This window comes from Streptomyces sp. MAI_2237, assembly GCF_054189285.1.
Window position 1 is genome coordinate 1,389,631 of the sequence record NZ_JAJPGQ010000009.1, and the last position, 22,656, is coordinate 1,412,286.

General features: G+C 72.5%; 21 protein-coding genes. 6 read left to right on the forward strand and 15 right to left on the reverse strand.

Annotated elements, in window-relative coordinates:
- The first annotated feature begins 142 nt into the window (after positions 1 to 142).
- Positions 143 to 655 carry a hypothetical protein gene (locus LN251_RS41775; RefSeq protein WP_458249346.1) on the forward strand — a complete coding sequence of 171 codons (513 nt, stop codon included), beginning with the start codon at positions 143 to 145 and terminating at the stop codon, positions 653 to 655.
- 150 nt (positions 656 to 805) lie between these two features.
- On the forward strand, positions 806 to 1,456 hold the full coding sequence (locus LN251_RS41780) for a zf-HC2 domain-containing protein (protein WP_458249347.1): 651 nt from the start codon (positions 806 to 808) through the stop codon (positions 1,454 to 1,456).
- Positions 1,457 to 1,477: 21 nt separating this feature from the next.
- On the opposite strand, the gene LN251_RS41785 is transcribed toward LN251_RS41780, so the two are convergent.
- Complete coding sequence (locus tag LN251_RS41785; RefSeq protein ID WP_458249348.1) at positions 1,478 to 2,341, reverse strand: Fpg/Nei family DNA glycosylase; 864 nt, start codon at positions 2,339 to 2,341, stop codon at positions 1,478 to 1,480.
- Positions 2,342 to 2,390: 49 nt separating this feature from the next.
- Positions 2,391 to 4,457 carry a SpoIIE family protein phosphatase gene (locus LN251_RS41790; protein WP_458249349.1) on the reverse strand — a complete coding sequence of 689 codons (2,067 nt, stop codon included), beginning with the start codon at positions 4,455 to 4,457 and terminating at the stop codon, positions 2,391 to 2,393.
- A gap of 174 nt (positions 4,458 to 4,631) precedes the next feature.
- Here LN251_RS41790 and LN251_RS41795 point away from each other — a divergent pair, with 174 nt between their 5' ends.
- Positions 4,632 to 6,056, forward strand: coding sequence for a lipase maturation factor family protein (locus tag LN251_RS41795; protein ID WP_458249350.1), 1,425 nt, complete (start codon positions 4,632 to 4,634; stop codon positions 6,054 to 6,056).
- Positions 6,057 to 6,066: 10 nt separating this feature from the next.
- On the opposite strand, the gene LN251_RS41800 is transcribed toward LN251_RS41795, so the two are convergent.
- Positions 6,067 to 7,320 (reverse strand): alpha/beta hydrolase family protein, encoded by a 1,254-nt coding sequence (locus LN251_RS41800; protein ID WP_458249351.1) that lies wholly within the window; start codon positions 7,318 to 7,320, stop codon positions 6,067 to 6,069.
- A 235-nt stretch (positions 7,321 to 7,555) separates the two neighbouring features.
- On the opposite strand from LN251_RS41800, the gene LN251_RS41805 reads away from it, so the two are divergent.
- On the forward strand, positions 7,556 to 8,908 hold the full coding sequence (locus tag LN251_RS41805; protein WP_458249352.1) for an MFS transporter: 1,353 nt from the start codon (positions 7,556 to 7,558) through the stop codon (positions 8,906 to 8,908).
- Here LN251_RS41805 and LN251_RS41810 read toward each other — a convergent pair.
- Genes LN251_RS41810 through LN251_RS41845 form a run of 8 tightly spaced genes read right to left on the reverse strand, consistent with a single transcriptional unit; the run spans position 8,903 to position 16,739 of the window.
- The gene (locus LN251_RS41810; RefSeq protein WP_458249353.1) at positions 8,903 to 9,736 is read right to left on the reverse strand and encodes an amidohydrolase family protein; all 834 of its coding nucleotides are present in this window, start codon (positions 9,734 to 9,736) and stop codon (positions 8,903 to 8,905) included. The two genes, LN251_RS41805 and LN251_RS41810, sit on opposite strands and share 6 nt — an antisense overlap.
- The gene (locus LN251_RS41815) at positions 9,733 to 10,047 is read right to left on the reverse strand and encodes an L-rhamnose mutarotase (protein WP_458249354.1); all 315 of its coding nucleotides are present in this window, start codon (positions 10,045 to 10,047) and stop codon (positions 9,733 to 9,735) included. The genes LN251_RS41810 and LN251_RS41815 overlap by 4 nt, the downstream gene beginning before the upstream one ends.
- Positions 10,044 to 11,030 carry an aldo/keto reductase gene (locus tag LN251_RS41820; RefSeq protein WP_458249355.1) on the reverse strand — a complete coding sequence of 329 codons (987 nt, stop codon included), beginning with the start codon at positions 11,028 to 11,030 and terminating at the stop codon, positions 10,044 to 10,046. Before LN251_RS41820 ends, LN251_RS41815 begins: the two co-directional genes overlap by 4 nt.
- The gene (locus LN251_RS41825) at positions 11,027 to 11,782 is read right to left on the reverse strand and encodes an SDR family NAD(P)-dependent oxidoreductase (protein ID WP_458249356.1); all 756 of its coding nucleotides are present in this window, start codon (positions 11,780 to 11,782) and stop codon (positions 11,027 to 11,029) included. Before LN251_RS41825 ends, LN251_RS41820 begins: the two co-directional genes overlap by 4 nt.
- Positions 11,779 to 13,119 (reverse strand): L-fuconate dehydratase, encoded by a 1,341-nt coding sequence (locus tag LN251_RS41830; protein WP_458249357.1) that lies wholly within the window; start codon positions 13,117 to 13,119, stop codon positions 11,779 to 11,781. Before LN251_RS41830 ends, LN251_RS41825 begins: the two co-directional genes overlap by 4 nt.
- Positions 13,120 to 13,151: 32 nt before the next feature.
- Complete coding sequence (locus LN251_RS41835) at positions 13,152 to 14,177, reverse strand: ABC transporter permease (protein ID WP_458249358.1); 1,026 nt, start codon at positions 14,175 to 14,177, stop codon at positions 13,152 to 13,154.
- The gene (locus tag LN251_RS41840; protein WP_458249359.1) at positions 14,170 to 15,672 is read right to left on the reverse strand and encodes a sugar ABC transporter ATP-binding protein; all 1,503 of its coding nucleotides are present in this window, start codon (positions 15,670 to 15,672) and stop codon (positions 14,170 to 14,172) included. The genes LN251_RS41835 and LN251_RS41840 overlap by 8 nt, the downstream gene beginning before the upstream one ends.
- Positions 15,669 to 16,739, reverse strand: a complete 1,071-nt coding sequence (locus tag LN251_RS41845; RefSeq protein ID WP_458249360.1) for a sugar ABC transporter substrate-binding protein — start codon at positions 16,737 to 16,739, stop codon at positions 15,669 to 15,671. The genes LN251_RS41840 and LN251_RS41845 overlap by 4 nt, the downstream gene beginning before the upstream one ends.
- Positions 16,740 to 16,902: 163 nt before the next feature.
- Between LN251_RS41845 and LN251_RS41850 the strand changes: the two genes are divergently transcribed.
- The gene (locus tag LN251_RS41850; protein ID WP_458249361.1) at positions 16,903 to 17,604 is read left to right on the forward strand and encodes a FadR/GntR family transcriptional regulator; all 702 of its coding nucleotides are present in this window, start codon (positions 16,903 to 16,905) and stop codon (positions 17,602 to 17,604) included.
- Between the two features lie 10 nt (positions 17,605 to 17,614).
- Here LN251_RS41850 and LN251_RS41855 read toward each other — a convergent pair whose 3' ends face one another.
- From LN251_RS41855 to LN251_RS41870, 4 genes are all read right to left on the reverse strand, one after another.
- Positions 17,615 to 18,283, reverse strand: coding sequence for an alpha/beta hydrolase (locus tag LN251_RS41855; protein WP_458249362.1), 669 nt, complete (start codon positions 18,281 to 18,283; stop codon positions 17,615 to 17,617).
- A gap of 410 nt (positions 18,284 to 18,693) precedes the next feature.
- Complete coding sequence (locus LN251_RS41860) at positions 18,694 to 19,848, reverse strand: RNA polymerase sigma factor (RefSeq protein WP_458249363.1); 1,155 nt, start codon at positions 19,846 to 19,848, stop codon at positions 18,694 to 18,696.
- Positions 19,841 to 20,263, reverse strand: coding sequence for a YciI family protein (locus tag LN251_RS41865; protein ID WP_058921651.1), 423 nt, complete (start codon positions 20,261 to 20,263; stop codon positions 19,841 to 19,843). The genes LN251_RS41860 and LN251_RS41865 overlap by 8 nt, the downstream gene beginning before the upstream one ends.
- A gap of 120 nt (positions 20,264 to 20,383) precedes the next feature.
- Positions 20,384 to 21,826 (reverse strand): DHA2 family efflux MFS transporter permease subunit, encoded by a 1,443-nt coding sequence (locus tag LN251_RS41870; protein ID WP_458249364.1) that lies wholly within the window; start codon positions 21,824 to 21,826, stop codon positions 20,384 to 20,386.
- A 130-nt stretch (positions 21,827 to 21,956) separates the two neighbouring features.
- Between LN251_RS41870 and LN251_RS41875 the strand changes: the two genes are divergently transcribed.
- The gene (locus LN251_RS41875; RefSeq protein ID WP_458249365.1) at positions 21,957 to 22,646 is read left to right on the forward strand and encodes a TetR/AcrR family transcriptional regulator; all 690 of its coding nucleotides are present in this window, start codon (positions 21,957 to 21,959) and stop codon (positions 22,644 to 22,646) included.
- Positions 22,647 to 22,656: the final 10 nt, after the last annotated feature.

Consider the following 22,656-nt stretch of genomic DNA (forward strand, 5'->3'; position numbering starts at 1 on the left):
GCCTTGCTGAGGACCCCGGTTGAGTAATCGGCTGTCCTCATCCGTGTTCCGGATGGGGCCGTGGCACCGGTTTTCCGGCGCCGCGGCCCCAGGGCCCGGGTGCTCGGGCAGACGCGCACGCACCGGAGGAAGGCAGGAAGGGATGCTGGACAGAGGTCACGAGAGCACGGACGGCACCGGCGGGGAACTGGTCGTCCCCATGGCCTGGTTGTACGCGGAGTACATCGCCGACGAGCTGCTGCGCACGGGCGACCTGATGCCGCCGACGTCCATGGAGTTCCGCGCCGGGCGCGACGCCCTGGCCCTGACCGTCTTCCTGTCGGACACCGACGGCGAACTCTCCGGCATCCGGGTGGTGTCCCAGCTGGAGACCTGGATGTCCCTGACGGCCTACGACGAGCCGTGGCAGGACTGGGTGCGCGAGCGGATGGCCGATGTCGCCGCCGCGGCGGCCGCCTCGGGCGGGCCCGCGCCGGACCTGGAACTCGCGGCCGCGGCCTGGCGCTGGCTGGAGGAGACCGAGTTGCTGGCGCCCGACCTGAACGCTGTTCCCGGCGGAGCCGTAGGGGTCGGCGAGGACGAAGGCCCCAAGGTGTGGACGAAGGCGTGGCAGCTCGGACTGCCCCTCGGTCATCTCGCGATCCACCTTTTCTAGACGTCTTTCGTTCCGGACCAATCCGCGGGCCGGGCCGCTCCGAACCCCTTGGTTGCGATTCCTCTGAGCCTTGAGTGATTCGGCGGTCTGGTCCGTACCGGTGGGAGCAAGGAGTAACCCAACCCGCACCCAACGGCACGAGGTTTCGGCATGAGGTCCCAGGAAAGGCATCGCGACGTCGCCGCGTACGCGCTCGGCGTGCTGGACGAGGCGGATGCCTTCCGCTTCGAGGACCACCTCATGGAGTGCGCGCACTGCGCCGCTCACGTGACCGAGTTCGGGCCCGTCACCCGGCAGATGATGCTCTACCGCCGGTCGACGCCACGGTTCGTGAGCCCCATGACCCGCCCCGGCCCCCAGCTGCTGGACCGGCTGATGGCCGCGGTGGCCAGCCGGCAGCGGGCCACGCGCCGGCGTTTCCTGTACGGCCTGGCCGCCTCGGTCGCCATCGCCGCGGCCGGCCCCGGGATCATGATGCTCGCCGGTGGCGGCGACGGAGCCGTGCGGATGGCGGCGACCGACGCGAAGACCGGCGTGTGGGCCCAGGTGACCACGGCGGACGCGGACATGGGCAGCGCCGTGGAGCTCGAGGTCAAGGACGGCGCCGGTCCGCGGGCCTGCCGTCTGGTGGCCGTCGGCCGCGACGGCTCCGAGCAGATCGTGACCAGCTGGAACGTCCCGGACCACGACGCCCGCCCCATCACGATGAGCGGCAGCACGGCCATGCACACCGCCGAGATCGCCCGCTACGAGCTGCGGACGGCGCAGGGCGAGCACCTGGTGACGCTGGCCTCGCACTGAGCGGGCGGCCTCTCGTCCGGCCTACTTCAGCAGCCGCGACATCCTCCGGTCGGCCAGCGGCTTGCCGCCCGTCTGGCACGTCGGGCAGTACTGCAGGGAGGAGTCGCTGAAGGAGACCTCGCGGATGATGTCGCCGCAGACCGGGCAGGGCTCGCCGGTGCGGCCGTGGACACGCAGACCGCTCTTCTTCTCCGCCTTCAGCCGGCCCGCCGCCAGCCCGCGGGAACGCTCGACCGCCTCGGTGAGGGTGGTGCGCAGGGCCACGTACAGGCGGGTGGTCTCCTCCGGGGTGAGGGACGCGGCCAGTTTGAACGGGGACATCTTCGCCGCGTGCAGGATCTCGTCGCTGTAGGCGTTGCCCACCCCGGCGATCAGGCCCTGGTCGCGCAGGGCGCCCTTGATCTGCCGCCTCTCGGGCTCCAGGAGCTCGGCGAACGCCCGCTCGTCGAAGGTGTCGGCGAGGGGGTCCGGGCCGAGGCGGGCGATGCCCGGGACCTCGTGGGGGTCCTGGACGACGTAGACCGCGAGGCGCTTCTGGGTGCCGGCCTCGGTGAGGTCGAAGCCCTCACCGGTCTCCAGGGCCACGCGCAGCGCGAGGGGGCCCTTGCCGGGGCGGGGCGGGCCGTCGGGCAGCCGGTCCTTCCACTGCAGCCAGCCGGCGCGGGCCAGATGGGTCACGAAGTGCGGGCCGCCGTCGGTCGCGAGGTCGAGGAACTTGCCGTGCCGCCGCACGGCGGTGACCTTGCGGCCCTCGACGGCGGAGAGCGGAGGGTCGTAGGTCTTCAGGACGCTGATCGCGACGGGCAGCACCCGCACCATCTCGTGTCCGACCAGGTGCTCGGTCAGGAAGTCCTTGAGCGCTTCGACCTCGGGGAGTTCCGGCATACGTCCAGAGTGCCACCCGGCACCGACAGCGCCAGGCGGGCCGGCCGGGTCACGGCATCAGGAACTCGCACCACACGCACTTGCCGCCGCCGCGCGCCTCCACCCCCCACACGTCCGTGAGCAGGTCGACCAGGAGCAGGCCCCGGCCCGAGACGCCCGACTCCCCCGCCTCGCGGCGGCGCGGCAGGGCGCTGGAGGAGTCCTCCACCTCCACGCGCAGCCTCCGCTCGCTGCTCGTGAGCACCCTCAGGGTGAGGATCGCGGAGCCCTCGGTGTGCATGAGCGCGTTGGTGATCAGCTCGTCGGCGACCAGCTCGATCTCGTCGGCGCGGTCCTTCGCCCCCCAGGCGCGGACCGCGGCCCGGATCATGTGGCGGGCCTCGGTGAGGGCCTCGGGGTCGCCGGGTGCCACGTGCTGCTGGAGCCGGCCGCCGGAGCGGGGGGCGTCCAGGCCGCGGCGGCGCATCAGCAGCAGGGCGACATCGTCGTCGCCGCCACGTTCCTCGGCGACGTCGATGAGGCAGTCCGCGAGGTCGCGTACGTCGTTCGGGCCGGCGGCGATGAGGGCGGTCAGGGTCCGCATGCCGTCGTCGAGGTCGGCGCCGGGCTGTTCGACCAGGCCGTCGGTGCACAGCATGAGCGTGTGGCCGGGGTCGAGCTCGATGGTTCCGACGGGGTATTCGAGGCTGCCGAACTCGGCGGACAGGCCGAGCGGCAGACCGCCCGGGACCGAGATGCGGTGGCAGCCGCCGTCCTCGTCGCGGATCAGCGGGTCGATGTGGCCGGCCCGGACCACCTGGACCACTCCGGTGGTGAGGTCGGCCTCTGCGTACAGGCAGGTCGCGAAGCGGTCGGTGTCGAGTTCGTGGAGGAAGACCGAGGCCCGGGCCATGACGGTGGCCGGGGTGTGGCCCTCGGCGGCGTAGGCGCGCAGCACGATCCGCAGCTGGCCCATCACGGCGGCCGCGTGCGTGTCGTGGCCCTGGACGTCGCCGATGACGGCGCCGACCCGGCCGCCGGGCAGCGGGATCAGGTCGTACCAGTCGCCGCCGATGTCCCGGCCGAGGGAGGCCGAGCGGTAGCGCACGGCGACGTCGGCGCCGCGGACACTGGGGATGGTGCGCGGCAGCATGGCCTGCTGGAGACCGGTGGCGAGGTCCTTCTCCTGTTCGTAGAAGGTGGCCCGCTGCAGGCTCTGCGCGATGCTGCTGCCCAGGGCGAGCAGGACGTCGCGCTCGTCGGGCGAGAACCCGCGCCGGTCGCTGTAGAGCAGGCCCATGGCGCCGATCGGGCGGGCCTGCACGATCAGCGGGAGGTAGGCGGCGGCGGTGATCTCCAGGCCGGTGATGTGCGGCCACAGGATGGGATAGCCCTCGGCGAACTCCTCGGGCGACTCGATGAAGCGGGGCGTGAGGGTCCGTACGACCTCGCTCATCGGGTAGGGCTCGTCGATCCGGGTGACGAGGGTGCCGGGCACGAAGCTGCCCTCGGGGCCCTCGGCGATCAGCCGGATGCGGCCGGCCTCCACCAGGCCCATGACCATGCTGGTGGCGCCGAGATGGGTGAGGCCCTGGGTGTCCTTGAGGACGTCGATGACGTCCTGCACGGTGCGGGCGTGGGCGAGGGCGGCCGTGGTGAGCTGCACGACGCTGGACTGGTCGCGCCGGGCCTCCTCCTGGGCGGTCCGCTCCTCGTGGGAGGCGAGTTCGGCGAGCTCCTGGGTCGCGTCGCGGACGATGCCGATGATGCGGCGCGGGCGGCCGGTCTCGTCGCGCCGGATGTAGCCCTGGGTGTGGGTCCAGCGCAGGCTGCCGTCGCGGCGGCGGATGCGGAAGTAGGCGCCGTAGTTCTCGCTGCCGTCCTTCATGGCCTGGGCGACCAGGGCGTCGAGGCGGTAGGCCTCGGCGGGCGGGACCCGGAAGGAGAGGTTCTCGGGGTGGCCGTCGAATTCGTCGGGGCGCACGTCGAAGACCTCGTGGGCCTGGGCGTCCATGTGGAACAGGCCGCTGTCGAGGTCCCAGTCGAAACTGCCCATGCGGTTGAGCGCCAGGATCGGATCCGGGTGGGCGGGCCAGTCGTCCGGGAGTGACAGGGCGCTCGCTCCCCGATCAACCATGGAGCCACCTTGCCAGGGTTTGACCGATTCTTCGACCGGGACGACAGTACACATTCGCCCCTTTTCGCTTCACGGCCGTGCCATGATCCCCCCACGGGTTACGCAGGCGGAAGATGGTTACACGGAGCGTGACGCAGGGTTCCGGCGCGACGACGGAGTGAGGAGCGCACGGCCGTGGACTGGTTCACCGCACCCGCGTACTGGACGAGCCGGCTGGTCTTCCAGCGGGCCCTGGCCGGCCTGTACCTCGTGGCGTTCCTCTCGGCGGCCCTGCAGTTCCGGGCGCTCATCGGGGAAAGGGGCATGCTGCCGGTCCCCCGCTTCACCGCCCGGGTGCCCTTCCGGCGCGCCCCCAGCCTTTTCCAACTGCACTACTCCGACCGCTTCTTCGCGTTGTGCGCCTGGACGGGCTGCGCGGTCGCCGCGGCGCTGGCCGCCGGCCTGGACTCCCGGCTGCCCCTGTGGGGCGGGATGCTGCTGTGGCTGCTGCCCTGGCTGCTGTACCTGTCGATCGTCAACGTCGGCCAGACCTGGTACGCGTTCGGCTGGGAGTCCCTGCTCCTGGAGGTCGGCTTCCTCGCCGTCTTCCTCGGCAACGACGAGGTGGCCCCGCCGGTCCTCGTGCTCTTCCTGCTCCGCTGGATCCTCTTCCGCGTCGAATTCGGCGCGGGGCTGATCAAGATGCGCGGGGACGCGTGCTGGCGGAAGCTGACGTGCCTGGACTTCCACCACGAGACGCAGCCGATGCCGGGCCCGCTCAGCTGGTTCTTCCATCATCTGCCGGCGCCCGCTCACCGGGTCGAGGTGGCCGCGAACCACGTCACCCAGCTCGTCGTGCCGGTCCTGCTCTTCGCCCCCCAGCCGGTCGCCACGGCGGCGGCTTCCCTGATGATCGTCACGCAGCTCTGGCTGGTGCTGTCGGGCAACTTCTCCTGGCTGAACTGGATCACCATCGTGCTGGCGGCGTCCGCGCTCGCGCTCCCCTCCGGCGCCCCGTCGTCCGTGCCGGCCGCCCCGCTCTGGTACGAGGTCCTGGTGGCGGCGGTCGCCGTCCTGCTCGTCGCGCTCAGTTACCGTCCCGTCGCCAACATGGTCTCCCGCCGCCAGATCATGAACCGCTCCTTCGACCCGCTCCATCTGGTGAACACTTACGGCGCGTTCGGCAGCGTCAGCCGGATCAGGCACGAGGTGGTCATCGAGGGCACCGCCGACGACGTGCCGCGCGAGGACTCCGACTGGCGGGAGTACGAGTTCCGCGGCAAGCCGGGCGACCCCCGGCGCTGGCCGCGCCAGTTCGCGCCGTACCACCTCCGCCTGGACTGGCTGATGTGGTTCGCGGCGCTCTCGCCCGCCTACGCCGACACCTGGTTCGGCGGGCTGGTGGAGCGGCTGCTGGAGAACGACCGCGACACGCTGCGGCTGCTGCGGCGCTCCCCGTTCCCGCCGGACGAGCCGCCGCGCTTCGTACGGGCCCGGCTGTTCCGCTACCGGTACACGAGTTGGCGCGAGCTGCGGGAGACGGGGGCGTGCTGGGAACGGACCTATGTCCGGGAGTACCTGCCGCCGACACGGTTGGCGGGGGCGGCGCAGCGGTCCTGAACGGCGGCCGTCACACGGGCCGTCGGGGGAACATGCGCATCTCGGGGTAGCGGCCCGACGTGCCGTCCAGCAGGCCGTCGTCGTCCCGGCCCCGCAGCCAGCGGTCGAAGAAGGCGGCGAGGCAGGCCCGTTCGGCGGCGATGGCGCGCCTCGGCGGGATGGTGCCGATGTTCGCCACGACCGTCTCGCGGGACAGGCCCAGCCGGTGGGCGATCTGCGGGATCAGCGCCTCCGCGTCGGTGTACGTCGCGTGTTCCGCGCCCCGCAGGGTCAGGCCCCGGTGCCGGCCGCGGCTGTGCCGCCACAGCGCGTTCCACGACGGCACGCCGTCGAGGTCGTTGCCGTCCATGCCCATCAGCAGGAACGGCCGGTCCAGACCGTCGGCGGCGACGGTGGAGAGGTGGCCGGGCGTGCTGTCCTGCTGGACGTACGCCAGGACGCCGTCGAGATCGGCCGCCGCCGCGATGCGCCGGTCGTCGTGCATGGCCTGCAGGGCGGTGAAGCCGCCCGCCGACTGGCCGAACATGCCGACGCGGCCCATGTCCAGGGCACCGCGCAGCTCCCCGGGGAGCGCGCCGGGCAGTGCGTCGAGGAGGAAGCGGGCGTCGGCCACGCGGACGGCCAGCGTCTTGCGCAGCAGGGCCGTGATGCGGTCCTCGTCCGGGGACGCCTTGTCGTACTCGGCCGGCAGGACGGTCCTCTCGACGCGCCCGTCGGGGAACTGGACGGCCACGGCGTCGTAGGTGTGGTCGAGCATCACCACGACATGCCCCCGGGAGGCCAGGTCGTCGCAGAGCGTGGTGCCGAGGGAGCGCGGGTCCCCCGCACCGGGCGAGTAGCAGATCACCGGGCGCGGGGACGCGGAGCGGTCGATCGGGGCGCCCGCGTGGGCGTGCGTGCGCGTGGCCGACCAGTCGACGGCGTGGGCGGGCACGCCGGTGAAGCTGTTGAGGGCATCGAACGCGGCGGCCTCGCCCGGGAGCATCTGCGGGGCGGCGGGATGTCCGTCGACGGCGCGGGCCGGGTAGCGGACGCTGACCATCAGCTCCCGGTACGGCCGGGACGGGACCCAGGGGTCGCTGCGGGTGCGGTCGACGAGGCGCAGGGATACCGTCCCCACGGGGTGCGGCCCGCTCGGCGGCGGCAGGGTCGGCTTCAACAGGCCCGCCGTGCTGGGGTCCGCGGACGCGGTCGGCCCGGTGATGCCGGGCAGAACAGTGGCGGCGGCGACGGCCGAGAGCAGGGCGGCGCGGCGGGTCAGCATGGCGGGCCTCTTCGTCTGTGGGGTTTCCGCTTTCTGCGGCTCCTCCAGGGTTGTGGATCAAGGCGGCCGTCACCATCCGGTGGGCCGGTCGACGGGCCTGGGGGTTAACCCGTACGCGGGGGCCGGACGCGCAATGAATTGCCTTTCGTGCGCGGCCGGGCGGGAGCTAGGGTTCGTCGTCCGAGGGGTCCTTGTGCCGTCGTCCGGGTCCTTGTGCCGTCGTCCGGGGGGTCGTGTGCCGTCGTTCTCCTCCGCTGTGTCCGATCCTGCCCGTCCGGTCGCTTCGAGCCTGTGGCGGGATGCCGACTTCCGTCGGCTGTGGGTGGGCCAGACGGCCTCCCAACTGGGCGAACAGGCAAGCCTGGTGGTGCTGCCGCTCTTCGCCGTTCTCACCCTGCACGCCGGTGCCGGGCAGTTGGGCGTCCTGCGCGCGGTGGGGCAGGCGCCGATCCTGCTGCTGTCGCTCCTCGCGGGCGCCTGGGTGGACCGGTGGCGGACCCGCACGCTGATGGTGGTGACGGACGCCGGACGGGCCCTGGTCCTGGGCGCCACGGCCGTGGCCGGCCTCCTCGGCCTGCTGGGCCTGCCCGCGCTGCTCGTGGTCGCCTTCGTCGTCGGTGCTCTGTCGGTGTTCTTCGACGTGGCCTACCAGGCGTCCCTGGTGCGGCTGGTGCACCGCGACCAGCTGGTGCAAGGCAACAGCGCGCTCGAGGGCAGTCGGTCGGCGGCGCAGATCGGCGGTCCCGCTCTCGGCGGTGCGCTGGTGTCCGCGCTGTCGGCGCCGGTCGCCGCCGCCTCCGGCGCGGTGTTCTTCGCCTGCTCGTTCCTGTCGATCCGGCGGATGCGCCGCCGCGAGTCCGTCCCGGCCGGACCGAGGACGCCGGACACGGCGGTGACGCCCGGAGCCGGGGCACGGCCGGCGTCCGCCGGCCTGGAGCGTCCCGCGCGGCTCCGGCGGCGGATCGCCGAAGGGCTGCGGTTCGTCGCCGGTGACGCCTCGCTGCGGACCGTGTGCCTGGCGTCGGCCGCCTTCCAGTTCTTCTTCGCGGCCGTGATGACGGCCTACCTGCTGTTCCTGCCGAGGGACCTGCGTCTGCCCGGCGCCGCCGTCGGGGCGGCGCTCGCGGCGACCGGGCCGGGCGCGCTCCTGGGCTCGGTACTGGCCGCCCGTCTGCCGGGCCGCTTCGGGCACGGCCCGGTGCTCGTGTGGGCGGCGGCGCTCGGCGACGGGGTGTTCCTACTGGTGCCCGCGCTGCACGGCCCGCCCGTGAGGACGGTTCCCGCGCTCCTCGCGGTCGGCTTCGTCTTCGGCGCCTTCGGTCAGCTGGTGAACGTCACGATCATGGCCGTACGGCAGAGCGTCGCGCCGGACGGGATGCAGGGCCGGGTGGCGGCGACGATCAGCTTCGTCGGCATGGGGCTGACCCCGTTCGGCTCGCTCCTCGGCGGCCTTCTCGCGCAGGCGTGGGGTCCGCGGACGGGCCTCGCGGCAGCGGCCGCGGGCATGCTCCTGTCGCCGGTCCTGATGGCCCTCTCCCCGCTCGCCCGCCTGGGGCGGACGCTTCCCGGCGGGCCGGTCGGGTCATAGCCGGTAGACGCGGGTCGCGGTGTCCTCCAGGATCTGCGTCCGCTCGGACTCGCCCAGACCGGCGATCAGTAGCCGCGCCGCTTCCATGACATCGCCGTAGGGCGCGGCGAGGGTGCACACCGGCCAGTCCGAGCCGAACATCAGACGGCCGGGGCCGAAGGCCTCCAGGGCCGTGTCGGCGTACGGGCGGAGGTCGTCGAGCGTCCAGGCGGCGGGGCCGGCCTCGGTGACCAGGCCGGAGAGCTTGGCGACCGTGTTGGGGAGGGCGGCCAGAGCCCGCAGGTCCGCCGCCCAGGGGTCCAGGGCACCGGAGGCGATGGGTGGCTTGCCCAAGTGGTCCAGGACGAAGGTGAGTCGGGGAACGTGCGCCGCCGCCTTCGCGCAGGCCGGAAGCTGATGAGGCAGGACCACCAGGTCGTAGACCAGGCCGGCCTCGGCCACCGCGGTCAGGCCGCGCAGGACGTCGGGGCGCAGCAGCCACTCGGGGTCCGGCTCGCCCTGGACCTGGTGGCGGATGCCCTTGAGCCGGGCGCCGCCGGGGAGGGCGCGCAGACGGGCGAGTTCGTCGGCGACGTCGGGGCGGGTGAGGTCGGTCCAGCCGACGACGCCGGCGACGAGGTCGTGCGCGTCGGCCAGGGCGAGGAGCTCAGGGGTCTCCTCGGCGACAGTGACGGTCTGGACCAGGACGGTGCGGTCGACGCCCGCCGCCCGGGCCCCGGGTTCGAGGTCGGCGACCGTGAAGTCCCGTCGTATCGGGCTGTGTCGGGGAATCCAGTCCTGTTCGCGGGCCGACAGGTACCACACGTGGTGGTGGGCGTCGACCGTCATGGCAGCTCCCACACCACGGGCAGGCCCGCGTCCGCGCCCTCGTCGGAGTAGTCGTGCACCACGTCCAGCAGCTCCGCCATACGGGCCTGCCAGGCCACATTGACCGGCAGCTGCTCCAGCTCCGCGAGGAGGCGGGCGTAGTCCTCGCACTCCAGGACGTGGAAGAGGTCGGTGCCGCTGCGCCAGATGGTCCAGGACGTGGCGCCCGCCGCGCGGATGGCGTCCGTGAGCTCCTCGGGAACCTCCCGGTGGGCGGCCTCGTACGGGGCGACGCGGTCCGCGCGGACCTTGGTGTGCAGGGCGACTCTCATGACGGCTCCTCCTCGGGAACGGGGGCCTCGGCGGGCAGGAGCCCCTCCGCGCGCAGCTCCTGCCACAGGCCCGAGGGCACCCTCGCGGCGAACTGCCTTGCGTTGTCGCGTACTTCGGCGGCCGAGCGGGCGCCGACGAGGACGCTCGCGACCGCCGGATGCGCGGCGCAGAACGCCAGGGCCGCGGCCCGCAGGGTGGTGCCGTGCCGTTCGGCGATCGCCTTCAGGAGCAGAGCGCGGTCCAGCAACCCGCTTGGTGCTGCCGCGTAGTTGTACGTGGCGTCCGGCTTCGGATCGGCCAGCAGGCCGGAGTTGAAGGCGCCGCCGATCACCACCGACGTGCCGCGTTCCTCGGCCGCCGGCAGCAGCTCGGTCAGCGCCCGCTGGTCGAGGAGGGTGTAGCGGCCCGCGCACAGGACGACGTCGACGTCGGTGTCGCGGACGAAACGGGTGAGCATCTCGGCCTGGTTCATGCCGGCGCCGATCGCGCCGACCATGCCCTCGGAGCGGAGTTTCTCCAGCGCCGGGTAGCCCTCCCGGAACGCCTGCTCGGCGTGGTCGTCGGGGTCGTGCAGGTAGACGGCGTCGACGCGGTCGAGGCCGAGGCGTTCCAGACCGGCCTCCAGGGTGCGTCGTACGCCGTCGGCGCTGAAGTCCCACATGCGGCGCTGTGTGGCGGGCACGGCGAAGCCGTTCGCCAGGTCGTCGCCACCGCCGTCCGACGGCTCCAGGCGGCGGCCGACCTTGGTGGAGATCGTGTAGTCCGCGCGGGGGTGGGCGCGCAGCGCGGCGCCGAGGCGGCGTTCGGACAGTCCGAGGCCGTAGTGCGGGGCGGTGTCGAAGTAGCGGATGCCCTCCGCCCAGGCGGCGGACACGGCCTCGTGCGCCTGCTCCTCGGTCACCTCGGTGTAGAGGTTGCCGATCACCGCCCCGCCGAAGCCGAGGGCGCTGACCTGGACGCCGCTGCCGCCGAGGCGGTTCACCGGCCCACCGGCCTCAGGCGCAGGCCCTGCATGCCGCCGTCGACGGCGAGCGAGGTGCCGGTGGTGGCCCCGGACAGCGGGCTCGCCAAGTAGGCGATGGCACCGGCGACTTCGTCCGCCGAGACGAGCCGGCCGGTGGGCTGGCGGGCCTCCAGGGCGGCGCGTTCGGCGGCCGGGTCGTCGGCCTTGTCCAGCAGGCGGCCGATCCACGGGGTGTCCGCCGTACCGGGGTTGACGCAGTTGACGCGGATGCCCTCGCGGATGTGGTCGGCGGCCATGGCGAGGGTGAGGGAGTACACGGCGCCCTTGGTGGCGCTGTACAGGGCGCGCTGCGGGAGGCCGGCCGTGGCCGCGACGGAGCAGGTGTTGACGATCGCCGCGTGCCGCGAAGCGCGCAGGTGCGGCAGCGCGGCGCGGGCGACGCGCACCATGCCGACCACGTTGACGTCGAGGACCCGGTGCCACTCGGCGTCGTCGTTGTCCTCGACGGTGCCCTGCGCGCCGATGCCCGCGTTGTTGACCACCACGTCGAGGCCGCCCAGCTCGGCGGCCGCGGCCGCGACCGCCTCCCGTACGGAGGTGTCGTCGCCGACGTCGGCGGGGAAGGCCAGCAGCGGCTTGCGCACCGTCGAGGGGTCGAGGTCGAGGACGGCGACCTGCGCGCCGCGGGCGGCGAGGAGGTCGGCCGTGGCCCGTCCGATGCCGGAGGCTCCGCCCGTCACCAGGGCCTTCAGCCCCGCGAAGTCGGTCATGCCGCCCGTCCCTTCTTCTCGTCGCGGTCCGCGGCCCAGAAGCCGCCGTCGGGGAAGGTGTACCGCGTGAGGGACTCCGGTCGCATGGCGGCCGAGAATCCGGATGCGGTGGGTGCCCGGTAGTGACCGTCGCGGATCACCACCGGATCGAGGAAGTGGTCGTGCAGATGGTCGACGTACTCGATGACCCGGTCCTCGGTGGTGCCGGTGACCGCGACGTAGTCGAACATCGACAGGTGCTGGACGAGTTCGCACAGGCCGACGCCGCCGGCGTGGGGGCAGACCGGTACGCCGAACTTGGCGGCGAGCAGCAGGATCGCGAGGTTCTCGTTGACGCCGCCGACGCGGGCCGCGTCGATCTGCACGATGTCCAGGGCGCCCGCCTGCAGCAGTTGCTTGAACACGACGCGGTTCTGGACGTGTTCGCCGGTGGCGACCTTGACGGGGGCGACGGCCTCGCGGACGGCGGCGTGCCCGAGGACGTCGTCGGGGCTGGTGGGCTCCTCGATCCAGTACGGGTCGAACTCGGCGAGTGCCTTGGTCCAGCGGATGGCCTCGGCGACGTCCCAGCGCTGGTTGGCGTCGATCGCCATGCGGACGTCCGGGCCGACGACCGAGCGGGCGACCCGGCAGCGGCGGATGTCGTCGTCGAGGTCGGCGCCGACCTTCAGCTTGATCTGCGTGAAGCCGTCGGCGACCGCCTGGGCGGCGAGCCGGGTGAGCTTCTCGTCGCTGTAGCCGAGCCAGCCCGCCGAGGTCGTGTAGGCGGGGTAACCGTGTTCCAGCAGCCGGTCCGCGCGCTCCTCCGCTCCCGCGCGGCCCCGGCGCAGGATGTCCAGTGCCTCCTGGGGGGTGAGCGCGTCCGTCAGGTAGCGGAAGTCGATCTGGCCGACCAGCCACTCGGGGTCGGACTCCGCGAGCAGCCGCCACAGCGGCTTGTCGGCCCGCTTGGCGGCCAGGTCCCAGACGGCGTTGACGACCGCGCCGATCGCCATGTGCATCACGCCCTTCTCGGGTCCGAGCCAGCGCAGCTGGCTGTCCCCGGTCAGGTCCCGGTAGACCACCCCCGGATCGGCGCACACCTCGTCCACGAGCCGTCCCACCACGTGGTGGCGCAGCGCGTGGATCGCGGCGACCTGGACCTCGTTGCCCCGCCCGATGGTGAAGGTGAACCCGTGCCCCTCCAGGCCGTCCTCGGCGTCGGTGCGCAGCACCAGGTAGGCGGCCGAGTAGTCGGGGTCGGGGTTCATCGCGTCGGAGCCGTCGAGCTCACGCGAGGTGGGGAACCGGATGTCGTAGGTGTCGACCGCGGTGATGCGGGCGGGCGTCGAGGACACGGAGGGCCTTTCGTTCGGGGGCTGGGGCGGGGTCAGTCCTGGGCGCGGCCGGTGGTGAGACGGGCGATCAGCAGGGCGATCAGGATGATTCCGCCGTAGATGGCCTGGATCCAGTACGGCTGGACCTGCGCCTGGGTCAGCAGGTTGTCGACGGTGCCCAGCAGCAGGACGCCGGTCAGGGCGCCGAACATGGTGCCCTTGCCGCCGTCGAGGCTGATCCCGCCGATCACCGCCGCGGCGAACACCGTGAAGATCATGTTCTGGCCCTGGTTGGCGTTGATCGCCCCCACGTAGCCGGTCTTCATGATGCCGCCGACCGCGGCGAGCACGCCCGCGCTCACGTACACGCCGAGCATCACGCGGTCCACCCGGATGCCGGCCGCCCGGGCCGCCTCGGCGTTGCCGCCGATGGCGTACAGGGCGCGGCCGACACGGTGGTAGCGGAGCACGGCGCCGGTGACGGCGAAGCCCGCGGCGGCCACCCACACCGAGATCGGCACCTGCAGGAACGTGGTGGTGTGGATCGCGAAGAAGGCGTCCGGCATGTCGAAGAGCGTCTTGCCCTTCGTGGCGCCGACCAGCACGCCGCGCAGGATGATCAGCATCGCGAGCGTGACGATGAACGCGTTGAGCCTGAGCTTCACCACGAGGAGGCCGTTGAAGAGGCCGACCGCGCCGCCCACCACGAGGACGGCGAGCATCGCCAGCCAGGTGGGCAGTTCGACGCCCCAGCCCGCGCTCGCCGCCGGCAGCACGAGCAGTGCGCCCACCGCGGGCGCGATACCGACCACCGACTCCAGGGAGAGGTCGAACTTGCCGGTGATCAGGACGAGGGCCTCCGCGAGGACCACCATCGCCAGCGACGCCGACGACGCGGCGATGGAGATGAGGTTGTTCTTGGTGAGGAACGAGTCGTTGACGAAGGCCCCGATCACCAGAACCGCCAACAGGGCGGGCAGCAGCGCGAGTTCGCGTGCCCGTCGCAGCAGTACGGCCCGCGCCGACCGGGCGTCGGGCAGACTGACCGGCTTCACCGGCGGAGCCTTGGTGTCAGCCATGGTGGTCCACTCCTTCGATGGAGGCGATCAGCTCGTGGTCGCGCCAGCCCGCCGGGTGCTCGGCGACGACGCGGCCGTGGAAGAGGACGAGGACGCGGTCGCAGCGCCGCAGGTCGTCGATTTCGTCGGAGACGACCAGGACGGCGGTGCCGTCCTCGCGGGCGCTGTCCACGCGGGCCAGCAGTGACTCCTTGGACTTCACGTCGACTCCGGCGGTGGGGTTGATGAGGACCAGCAGCCGGGGATCGGAGGCGAGGGCGCGGGCCATGACGACCTTCTGCGCGTTGCCGCCGGACAGGTCGGAGACCGGTTGCTCGGGGCCCTCGGTGTGGATGTCGAGGCGGTCGATCAGCTCGGCGGCGAAGCCTCGTCTGCGGTCGGTGCCGATGAGGCCGAAGCGGCCGAGCCGGCCGAGGACGCTCATGGTGGCGTTGTCGCCGACGGACATGGTGCGCACCAGGCCCTGGTCGTGCCGGTCGCGCGGGACGCAGCCGATGCCGGCCGCGAGCGCGGCCGGCACGGAGCCGAACCGCAGCGGTGCGCCGTCGAGACGGGCCGTTCCGCCGGTGGGCGCGCGCAGGCCCGCGAAGGCCTCCGCGAGCTCGACCTTGCCGCTGGCGCTGGAGCCGGCGAGCCCGACGACCTCACCGCGCCGGACGGTCAGGTCGATGTTCTCGTACGTCTCCGAGGTGAGCCCCTGCGCCTGGAGCAGGACGGGCGCGCTGTCGTCCACGAGCCGTTCCTGGACGGCCTGTTCGGCGATCGCCTCGATGCTCTCGCCCGCCATGGCCTCGATCAGTGCCGCTCTCGGCAGTTCGGCGACCGGGGCCGTGGTGATCCAGCGGGCGTCGCGCAGCACGGTGACGGTCTGGCAGACCTCGTAGACCTCCTGCAGGTGGTGCGAGATGAACAGGAAGGTGACGCCGGAGTCCTGCAGGCCGCGCATGCGCGCGAACAGCCGCTCGATCTCCCGGTTGTCGAGCTGGGCGGTGGGCTCGTCGAGGACGATGAACCGGGCGCCGAAGCTCAGCGCCCGGGCGATCTCCACCATTTGACGGTCCTCGACCTTGAGGTCGGCGGTGCGCGCCTCGGGGTCGACGTGCACGTCCCAGGTGTCGAGGAGCGCGGCCGCCTCGTTCTTCAGGCGGCGCCAGCTGATGAACCCGCGGCTGAGCGGCTGCCGGTTGATGAAGAGGTTCTCGGCGACCGTCAACTCGGGCACGACGGTCGGGTGTTGGTAGACGCAGGCCACCTTGCGGCGCCAGGCGTCGCGGTCGGCGAGCGAGGGGGCCGGTTCGCCGTCGAAGCGGACGGTGCCCTCGTCGGGTGCCTGGAGTCCGGTGAGGATGTTGACCAGGGTCGACTTGCCGGCGCCGTTGCGGCCGACGAGGGCGTGGGACTCGCCGGGCAGCACGGTGAGCCGGCCGTCGGCGAGGGCGGTGGTGGGGCCGTAGCGCTTGGCGATGTCGCGGGCCTCGACGAGTGGTGTCGTCATTTGACCGTGTTGCCCCAGAGCTTGGGGTCGTCGACGTTGGACTTGGTGACCAGCGGGGCGGGCAACTGGTCCTCGAGCATGCCGCCGGGCAGCTTGACGATGGTGGAGTCGTGGTCGGTCGGGCCGGGCTGGAAGGTCTTCCCCTGCATCGCCGCCTTGATGTAGTACATGCCGTACTTGGCGTAGGCGTCGGCGGGCTGGGAGACGGTCGCGTCGATCTCGCCCTTGCGGATGGCCTCGAACTCCTGCGGGATGCCGTCGTTGGAGACGATGACGATGTGGCCCTTGCTGCCCGCCGCCTTGAGCATGTTCTTCGACTTCAGCGTCTGCAGGGTCGGCGCGAGGTAGACGCCGCCGGCCTGCATGTAAATGCCCTTGATGTCGGGGTTGGCGTTGAGCAGGGTGTCGAGCTTGGAGGCGGCCGTGTCGGACTCCCACTTGGCGGGGATCTCCAGCACCTTCAGCTTGGGGTACTTCTTCTTCACGCAGGAGCGGAAGGCCTCCGAGCGGTCGCGGCCGTTGACGGAGGCCAGGTCGCCCATGATCTGCACGACCTTGCCGCTGGTGATGTGCGCCCCGAGGTAGTCGCAGGCCTTGGTGCCGTAGGCGACGTTGTCGGCGCGTACGACCATGGCGACCTTGCCCTTGTCGGGCGCCACGTCGACGGCGACGACCGGCACTCCCTTGCGCTCGGCCTGCTTGAGGCCGGCCTCGATGGCGGCGCTGTCCAGGGGGGCGACGACCAGGCCCTTCACACCCTGGTTGAGCTGGTTGTCGATGTCGGTGATCTGCTGCGAGGGGTCACTGTTGGAGTTGACGGTCTTCAGCGCGTCGACCCCTTCGGACGTGGCCATCTTCGGCACGTAGTCGTTGTACGACTGCCAGAACGGCGAGGTCAGCAGGGGCAGGATCACCCCGACCTTGCCGGTGCCGCCGCCTCCCGTGCTGCCGGAGCCGGTGTCCTTGGTGCTTCCGCACGCCGCGAGCGCGAGCGAGGCGCTCGCCGTGACCGCGACCGCTGCGACGATCCGAACTCTGTTCCGCTTCCCCACTGTCCTGCCGGGCATCTGGCGGCTCCTCGTTGAGCGTGTTCGAGCAGATGTCCGCATACTTATCAGACCACTCAAGCAAAACAACACCCTCTGGCGGCAGATTTCCGCGATTACGGCCGTAGTGGTCCGACCACCTTGACGGTTAGACTGCGGCGCACCCGGTGAGTGGAGGAATGGCGTGGACGAGACAGCCCCACAGAAGGGCACCGTGACGCAGCGCGCCATCGAGCAGATCAAGGCGTTCATCGCCGAGGGTCGGCTGGAGCCGGGCCAGCGCCTGCCCACCGAGCGCGACCTCGCCGTGCAGCTCGGCATCTCCCGCAGCTCGATGAGGGAGGCGATCCGCGCGCTGACCGTGCTCGGGGTGCTGGAGGCGCGGCACGGCTCCGGCATCTACGTCACCCAGCTGGAGGCCGGCGATCTGCTGGAGACCTTCGGCGTGGTCGCCGACCTCTCGCGGGGCCCGGCCCTGGTGGAGTTGCTGGAGGTGCGGCGCATCCTGGAGTCGACGGCGACCGCGCTGGCGGCGGCCCGTATCACGCCCGACCAGCTGGCCGAGGTGGAGAAGCACCTGCTGGCGATGAACGCCACCGACGATCCGGAGGAGATCCTCGCCCACGACCTCGCCTTCCACCGCGAGATCGCGGCGGCGGCCGGCAACGACACCATGGCGGCCATCCTGGAGGGCCTGTCGTCACGGACCTTCCGTGCCCGGGTGTGGCGCGGCTACCAGGAGGAGGGCGCCTTCGAGCGGACCCGCCGGGAGCACGCGGCGATCCACCGCGCCCTGGTGTCGCGCGACCCGGAGGCGGCACGGGCGGCGGCGGCCGCGCACGTGGGCGAGGTCGAGGAGTGGCTGCGGGCCCAACTGGGCGGCTGAAAAGGCCAGTTCATACGCCCCTCTCCGGGACGGCGAGTTCGACGAGGTGGCGGGCGGTGCCGTCCGGGTCGACGATCTGGTGCAGATGCTCGCCGGGCAGGTGGGCCACGCGCCAGCCCCGTTCGCGTGCCTCGGCGGCCGGGCCGTCGTAAGGAGGACCGAACAGCAGGTACGAGCAGGGGTGGTCGTCCCAGCCGACGGGGACCGGGATGCGCTGCTCGTAGTAGGACAGCGGGAGGCGCGGCTGCTCCTCCACGACGGTCCGCCGCAGCGCCGGGTCCGGGAACATGGGGGCCACGTCCGCCTCCTCCCACCAGTCGGTCCACCGCGGCAGCCGGCCGTCGACGGCCAACGGCCGCAGGAAGTCGAGCAGTTCGGGGGTGGCGACCGGAGTCGGCCCGCTCCGGGCCGGCAGGGCGGCGTCGACGAAGACCGTGCCCACCACGGGACGGTCGAGGCCCGCCCGCGTCACCGGGACGAACAGGCCCGCGTTGCTGTGGGCCACGAGCACGACGGGCCGGCCGGCAGGAACCCGCCGGAGGTCGTCGCGGACCGCGTCCACCACGCGGGGCCAGAACGGCGCAGCACCCGACCCGACACCCAGCAGGGACGGCACCCGCACCTGGTACCCCGCCGCCACGAGCCGTTCGGCCACCGGACGCCACGTCGAGGGGCCCACGGACGGACTGTGCACGAGAACGAAGATCGGCCGCATACGACGATCCTGTCGCCCCCACGCCCACGAGCGCGACACAATCGGCCGACAGCAGAGCGGCCCGCGTCGGCAGGCGCCTGCGCCAGGCCTCCCAGCCCGTCCGGCGTTTGAGGACGAGGCCCGTTCAGGGCCGAACGGGGATCTGGGGGCGGAGCGTCGGCACCGAGAACGGGCCGCGTACCGACTCGGGCGCGGCCGTTCGGTCACGTCGACGGAGCCACCGTCGGCAGGCGCCTGCGCCACGCCTCCCAGCCCGTCCGGCGTTTGAGGACGAGGCCCGTTCAGGGCCGAACGGGGATCTGGGGGCGGAGCCCACAGCAACGGCGCGCCCGACCCCCGACGACCGCAGCGGCAGTCGACTCGGACGCGTCCGGTCAGTTCTGTCGGTTGCTCCGGCCAGAGTTGAGGCGGGCCGCCTGGCGGGTCAGGTGGTCGCGCTCGGCGAGGTTCGGGGCCTTGTGGGCCGCCTCGGCGTACAGCCGGGCCGCCGTGGCGAGGTCTCCGTCGCGTTCGTGGAGGTACGCCGCCACCGCCGTGTGCCGGGGCAGGCCGGTGTCCAGTTCCGCGAGCGCGGCCAGGCCGGCGCGCGGTCCGTCCGCCTCGCCGACGGCGACCGCGCGGTTGAGCCGGACGACGGGGCTCTCGGTGAGACGGGTGAGCTCGTCGTACCACTCGACGATCTGCACCCAGTCGGTCTCCTCGGCGGTGGGCGCGTCGGCGTGCAGGGCGGCGATGGCGGCCTGCGCCTGGAACTCGCCCAGCCGGTCGCGGCCGAGGGCCGCCTGGAGGATCGCGACGCCTTCGGCGATCAGGCGCGTGTCCCACCGGCCGCGATCCTGCTCGGCGAGCGGGATCAGGCCGCCGTCGGGCGCGGTCCGGGCGGCGCGCCGGGCGTGGTGGAGCAGCATCAGGGCCAACAGCCCGGACACCTCGGGGTGGTCGACGACGGCGGCGAGCTGCCGGGTGAGCCGGACGGCCTCGGCGGCGAGGTCGACGTCGCCGGAGTAGCCCTCGTTGAAGACCAGGTAGAGGACACGCAGCACGGTGGCGACGTCGCCGGGCTGGTCGAAGCGCACGCCGGACACGGTCCGCTTGGCGCGGCCGATCCGCTGGGCCATGGTCGCCTCGGGCACCAGGTAGGCCCGGGCGATCTGCCGGGTGGTCAGTCCGCCGACCGCGCGCAGGGTGAGGGCCACGGCGGAGGACGGGGTGAGCGAGGGGTGGGCACACAGGAAGTAGAGCTGGAGCGTGTCGTCCACGGCGGGCGCCGGGCCGGGAGCCGGTTCCTCCTCGACGCGGTCCTCACGACGGCGGCGCGCGGTGTCCGCGCGGGTCCGGTCGAGGAACTTCCGCCAGGCCACGGCCACCAGCCAGCCCTTCGCGTCGCGCGGCGGGTCGGCGGGCCAGACGCGAAGGGCCTCCACCAGCGCGTCCTGCACGGCGTCCTCGGCCGCCGCGAAGTCGGCTCCGCGGCGGACGAGGACGGCGAGGACACCCGGCGTGAGGCTCCTGAGCAGCGCCTCATCCACTGGCGTGGCAGTCCGCGTCGGTGGGCGAGGCGGCGTAGAACGGGCGCAGTTCCAGCCACTCGTGGATCGGCTTCCCGCCGGCCCCGGGCGCGGCCGACAGCTCGCCCGCCAGCTCGACGGCCCGCTCGTGGCTGTCGACGTCGATCACCATCCACCCGGCGATGAGGTCCTTGGTCTCGGCGAAGGGCCCGTCGGTGACGGGCGGGCGCCCCTCACCGTCGTAGCGCACCCAGGTCCCCTCGGGGGCGAGGGCCTGCCCGTCGACGTACTCCCCGGTCTTCACCAGCCGGTCCGCGAAGTCCCGCATGTACTGCACGTGCGCCGAGATCTCCTCCGGCGTCCACTGCTCCATGGGGACGTCGTTCACCGCGGCCGGGGCGCCGCGGTAGTGCTTCAGCAGCAGGTACTTCGCCATCGGGGTTCTCCTCGGTCCTGGTGCGACCCATTGTGGCCGCGTTCGCCCCTGGGACGGAGCAGCGCCGCTGTTCTCGACATCGCCGCGCGAGATTTCTTCCGGCGGGGCGATGTACGACCGTCAGTGCATGGCCATACCGGGCATCACCTGGGGTTTCCCGCGCGGTACGAGCACCAGCGCGACCAGCGCGCTCGCCGCCGCGACGGCCACGCCGACCGTGAAGGCGTCCGCGAATCCGGCGGCCGTCCCGTGGTCGATGCCGGACGCGGCCGCCGTGGACATCACGGCGACGCCGATCGAACCGCCCACCTCGTGGAAGGTGTTGATGACGCCCGAGGCCAGCCCGGCCTCCTCGTGGGCGACCATCGCCAGCGCGGTGGTGGTGGCGGTGACCAGGACGGCGCCGAAGCCGAAGGAGGCCACGGCGAGGCCGGGGAGGAGGGCCGTGTACACGCCGGCGCCGGACGACAGCGCGGTCAGCGGTACGGTCCCGGCGGCCCCGACCACCAGGCCGGCCACGGCGGTGGCACGGCTGCCGATCCGGCCGACCAGCCGGGAGCCCAGGTGCGCCCCGATTCCGGTGGCCACGGCGACGGGCAGGAACACCAGCCCGGTCCGCAACGGGCTGAGTCCGCGGACGTGCTGGAGGTAGACCGAGCCCAGGAAGAAGGAGGCGATCAGCAGCGCCGACGCGGTCAGCATCAGGAAGACGCCCGCGACGACCGGGCGGCGAGTGAACAGCCGCAGGTCCATCAGCGGGGCGCGGGAGAGCCGCTCGACGGCGACGAAAGCGCCGTAGAGGATGAGCGAGCCGAGCAGTGGCAGCACCGCGGCCGCGCTGCCCCAGCCGGTGTCCCCCGCCTTCACCAGGCCGTAGATGAGCGATCCCGTACCGGCGGTCGCGAGCAGCGCGCCGGGGACGTCGAGGCGGGCCGGCCGTGTCGGGCGCTTGGGCAGCAGGGCGGGCAGGACCGCGAGGGCGAGGGCGCCGACGGGGACGTTGATGTAGAACACCCACTTCCAGCCGGGGCCGTCCGTCAGGGCGCCGCCCAGCAGGACGCCCACCGCGGATCCGGTGCCACCGATGGCCGCCCAGACGCCGAGTGCCTTGTTACGGGCCTCGCCATGGAAGGCGGTGGTGACGATCGACAGAGCGGCCGGGGACATCAGGGCGGCTCCGGCGCCCTGCAGGGTGCGGCCGGTCAGCAGCATGGGCGCGCCCGTCGCCAGGCCGCTGACCAGCGAGGCCGCTGTGAACACCACGAGACCGGCCAGGACGGTGCGGTGGGCGCCGAGCGCGTCGGCGAGCCGGCCGCCGAGCAGCATCAGGCCGCCGAAGCAGAGCGTGTACGCGGTGACCACCCAGGTCAGGGTCTCGCGGCCGAGGGCGAGGTCGGCGGCCATGTCGGGCAGCGCGACGTTCACGACGGTGACGTCGAGGACGAGCATGAACTGCGCCAGACAGAGCACGGCGAGCAGCAGCCCGGGCTTGTGGGCGGTCCCCTCCCGCGGCTCGGGCGGATGGTGCGCCGTGTCCGGGGTCGTGCGGTGGAGGTGACTCATGGCTTCTCCTCGGGTCGTCTCCTGCCGGTGGACGGCATGCCAGGGCCCGGCACAGCCATCGACCTGAACTGTACGGCACAGTTCACATGAACTCAACGGTACAGTTCAGATGGCCGGGTAGACTCCTCCCATGAGCCCGAGGAACCCCGCTCCCGCCCCCGCGCCGCCCGCCAAGCAGCCGCCGGCCGGTCCGCGCGCGGAGGCGAAACGGCAGGCCATCGTGAAGGCGGCGCGCGCGCTCTTCCTGCGGGAGGGGTTCGACGCCAGTGTCGACGCGATCGCGGCGGAGGCAGGCGTGTCGAAGGTGACGGTCTACAACCACTTCGGCAGCAAGGAGGCCCTGTTCGTCGGGGTCGTCAAGGACTCCCTGGACGCCCCCCTGGACGACACGCTGGCCGCGGCGCTCGAGGGGCTCGGCGACTCGGACGACCTGCGGGAGGCGATGATCGCGGCGGCCCGGGCCTGGGTGGCCGACGTCCGCGCGAATCCGGACGTCCTGGCCCTGCGCAATGTCGTCGCCCATGAGCTGCACCGCTTCCCGGACCTCGCCGCGGCCTGGCACCGCAGGGGAACCGAGCACCACCATCCGGCGATGGCCCGGGCGCTGCGGCACCTGGCCGACGAAGGGCGCCTGGAGATCGCCGACTTGGACGTGGCGATCCTGCAGCTGTACTCGCTGCTGGTCTATCCACATCTGGTGTTCAGCGCCTACGGCGCCGAGGTGGACGACGACCTGACGGACCGTCTGATCACGGGCGGGGTCGATCTGTTCCTGGGCCACTACGGCGCACGGGCCGACAGGAGCCGAGGACCCGCCTGAGGAGGACGGT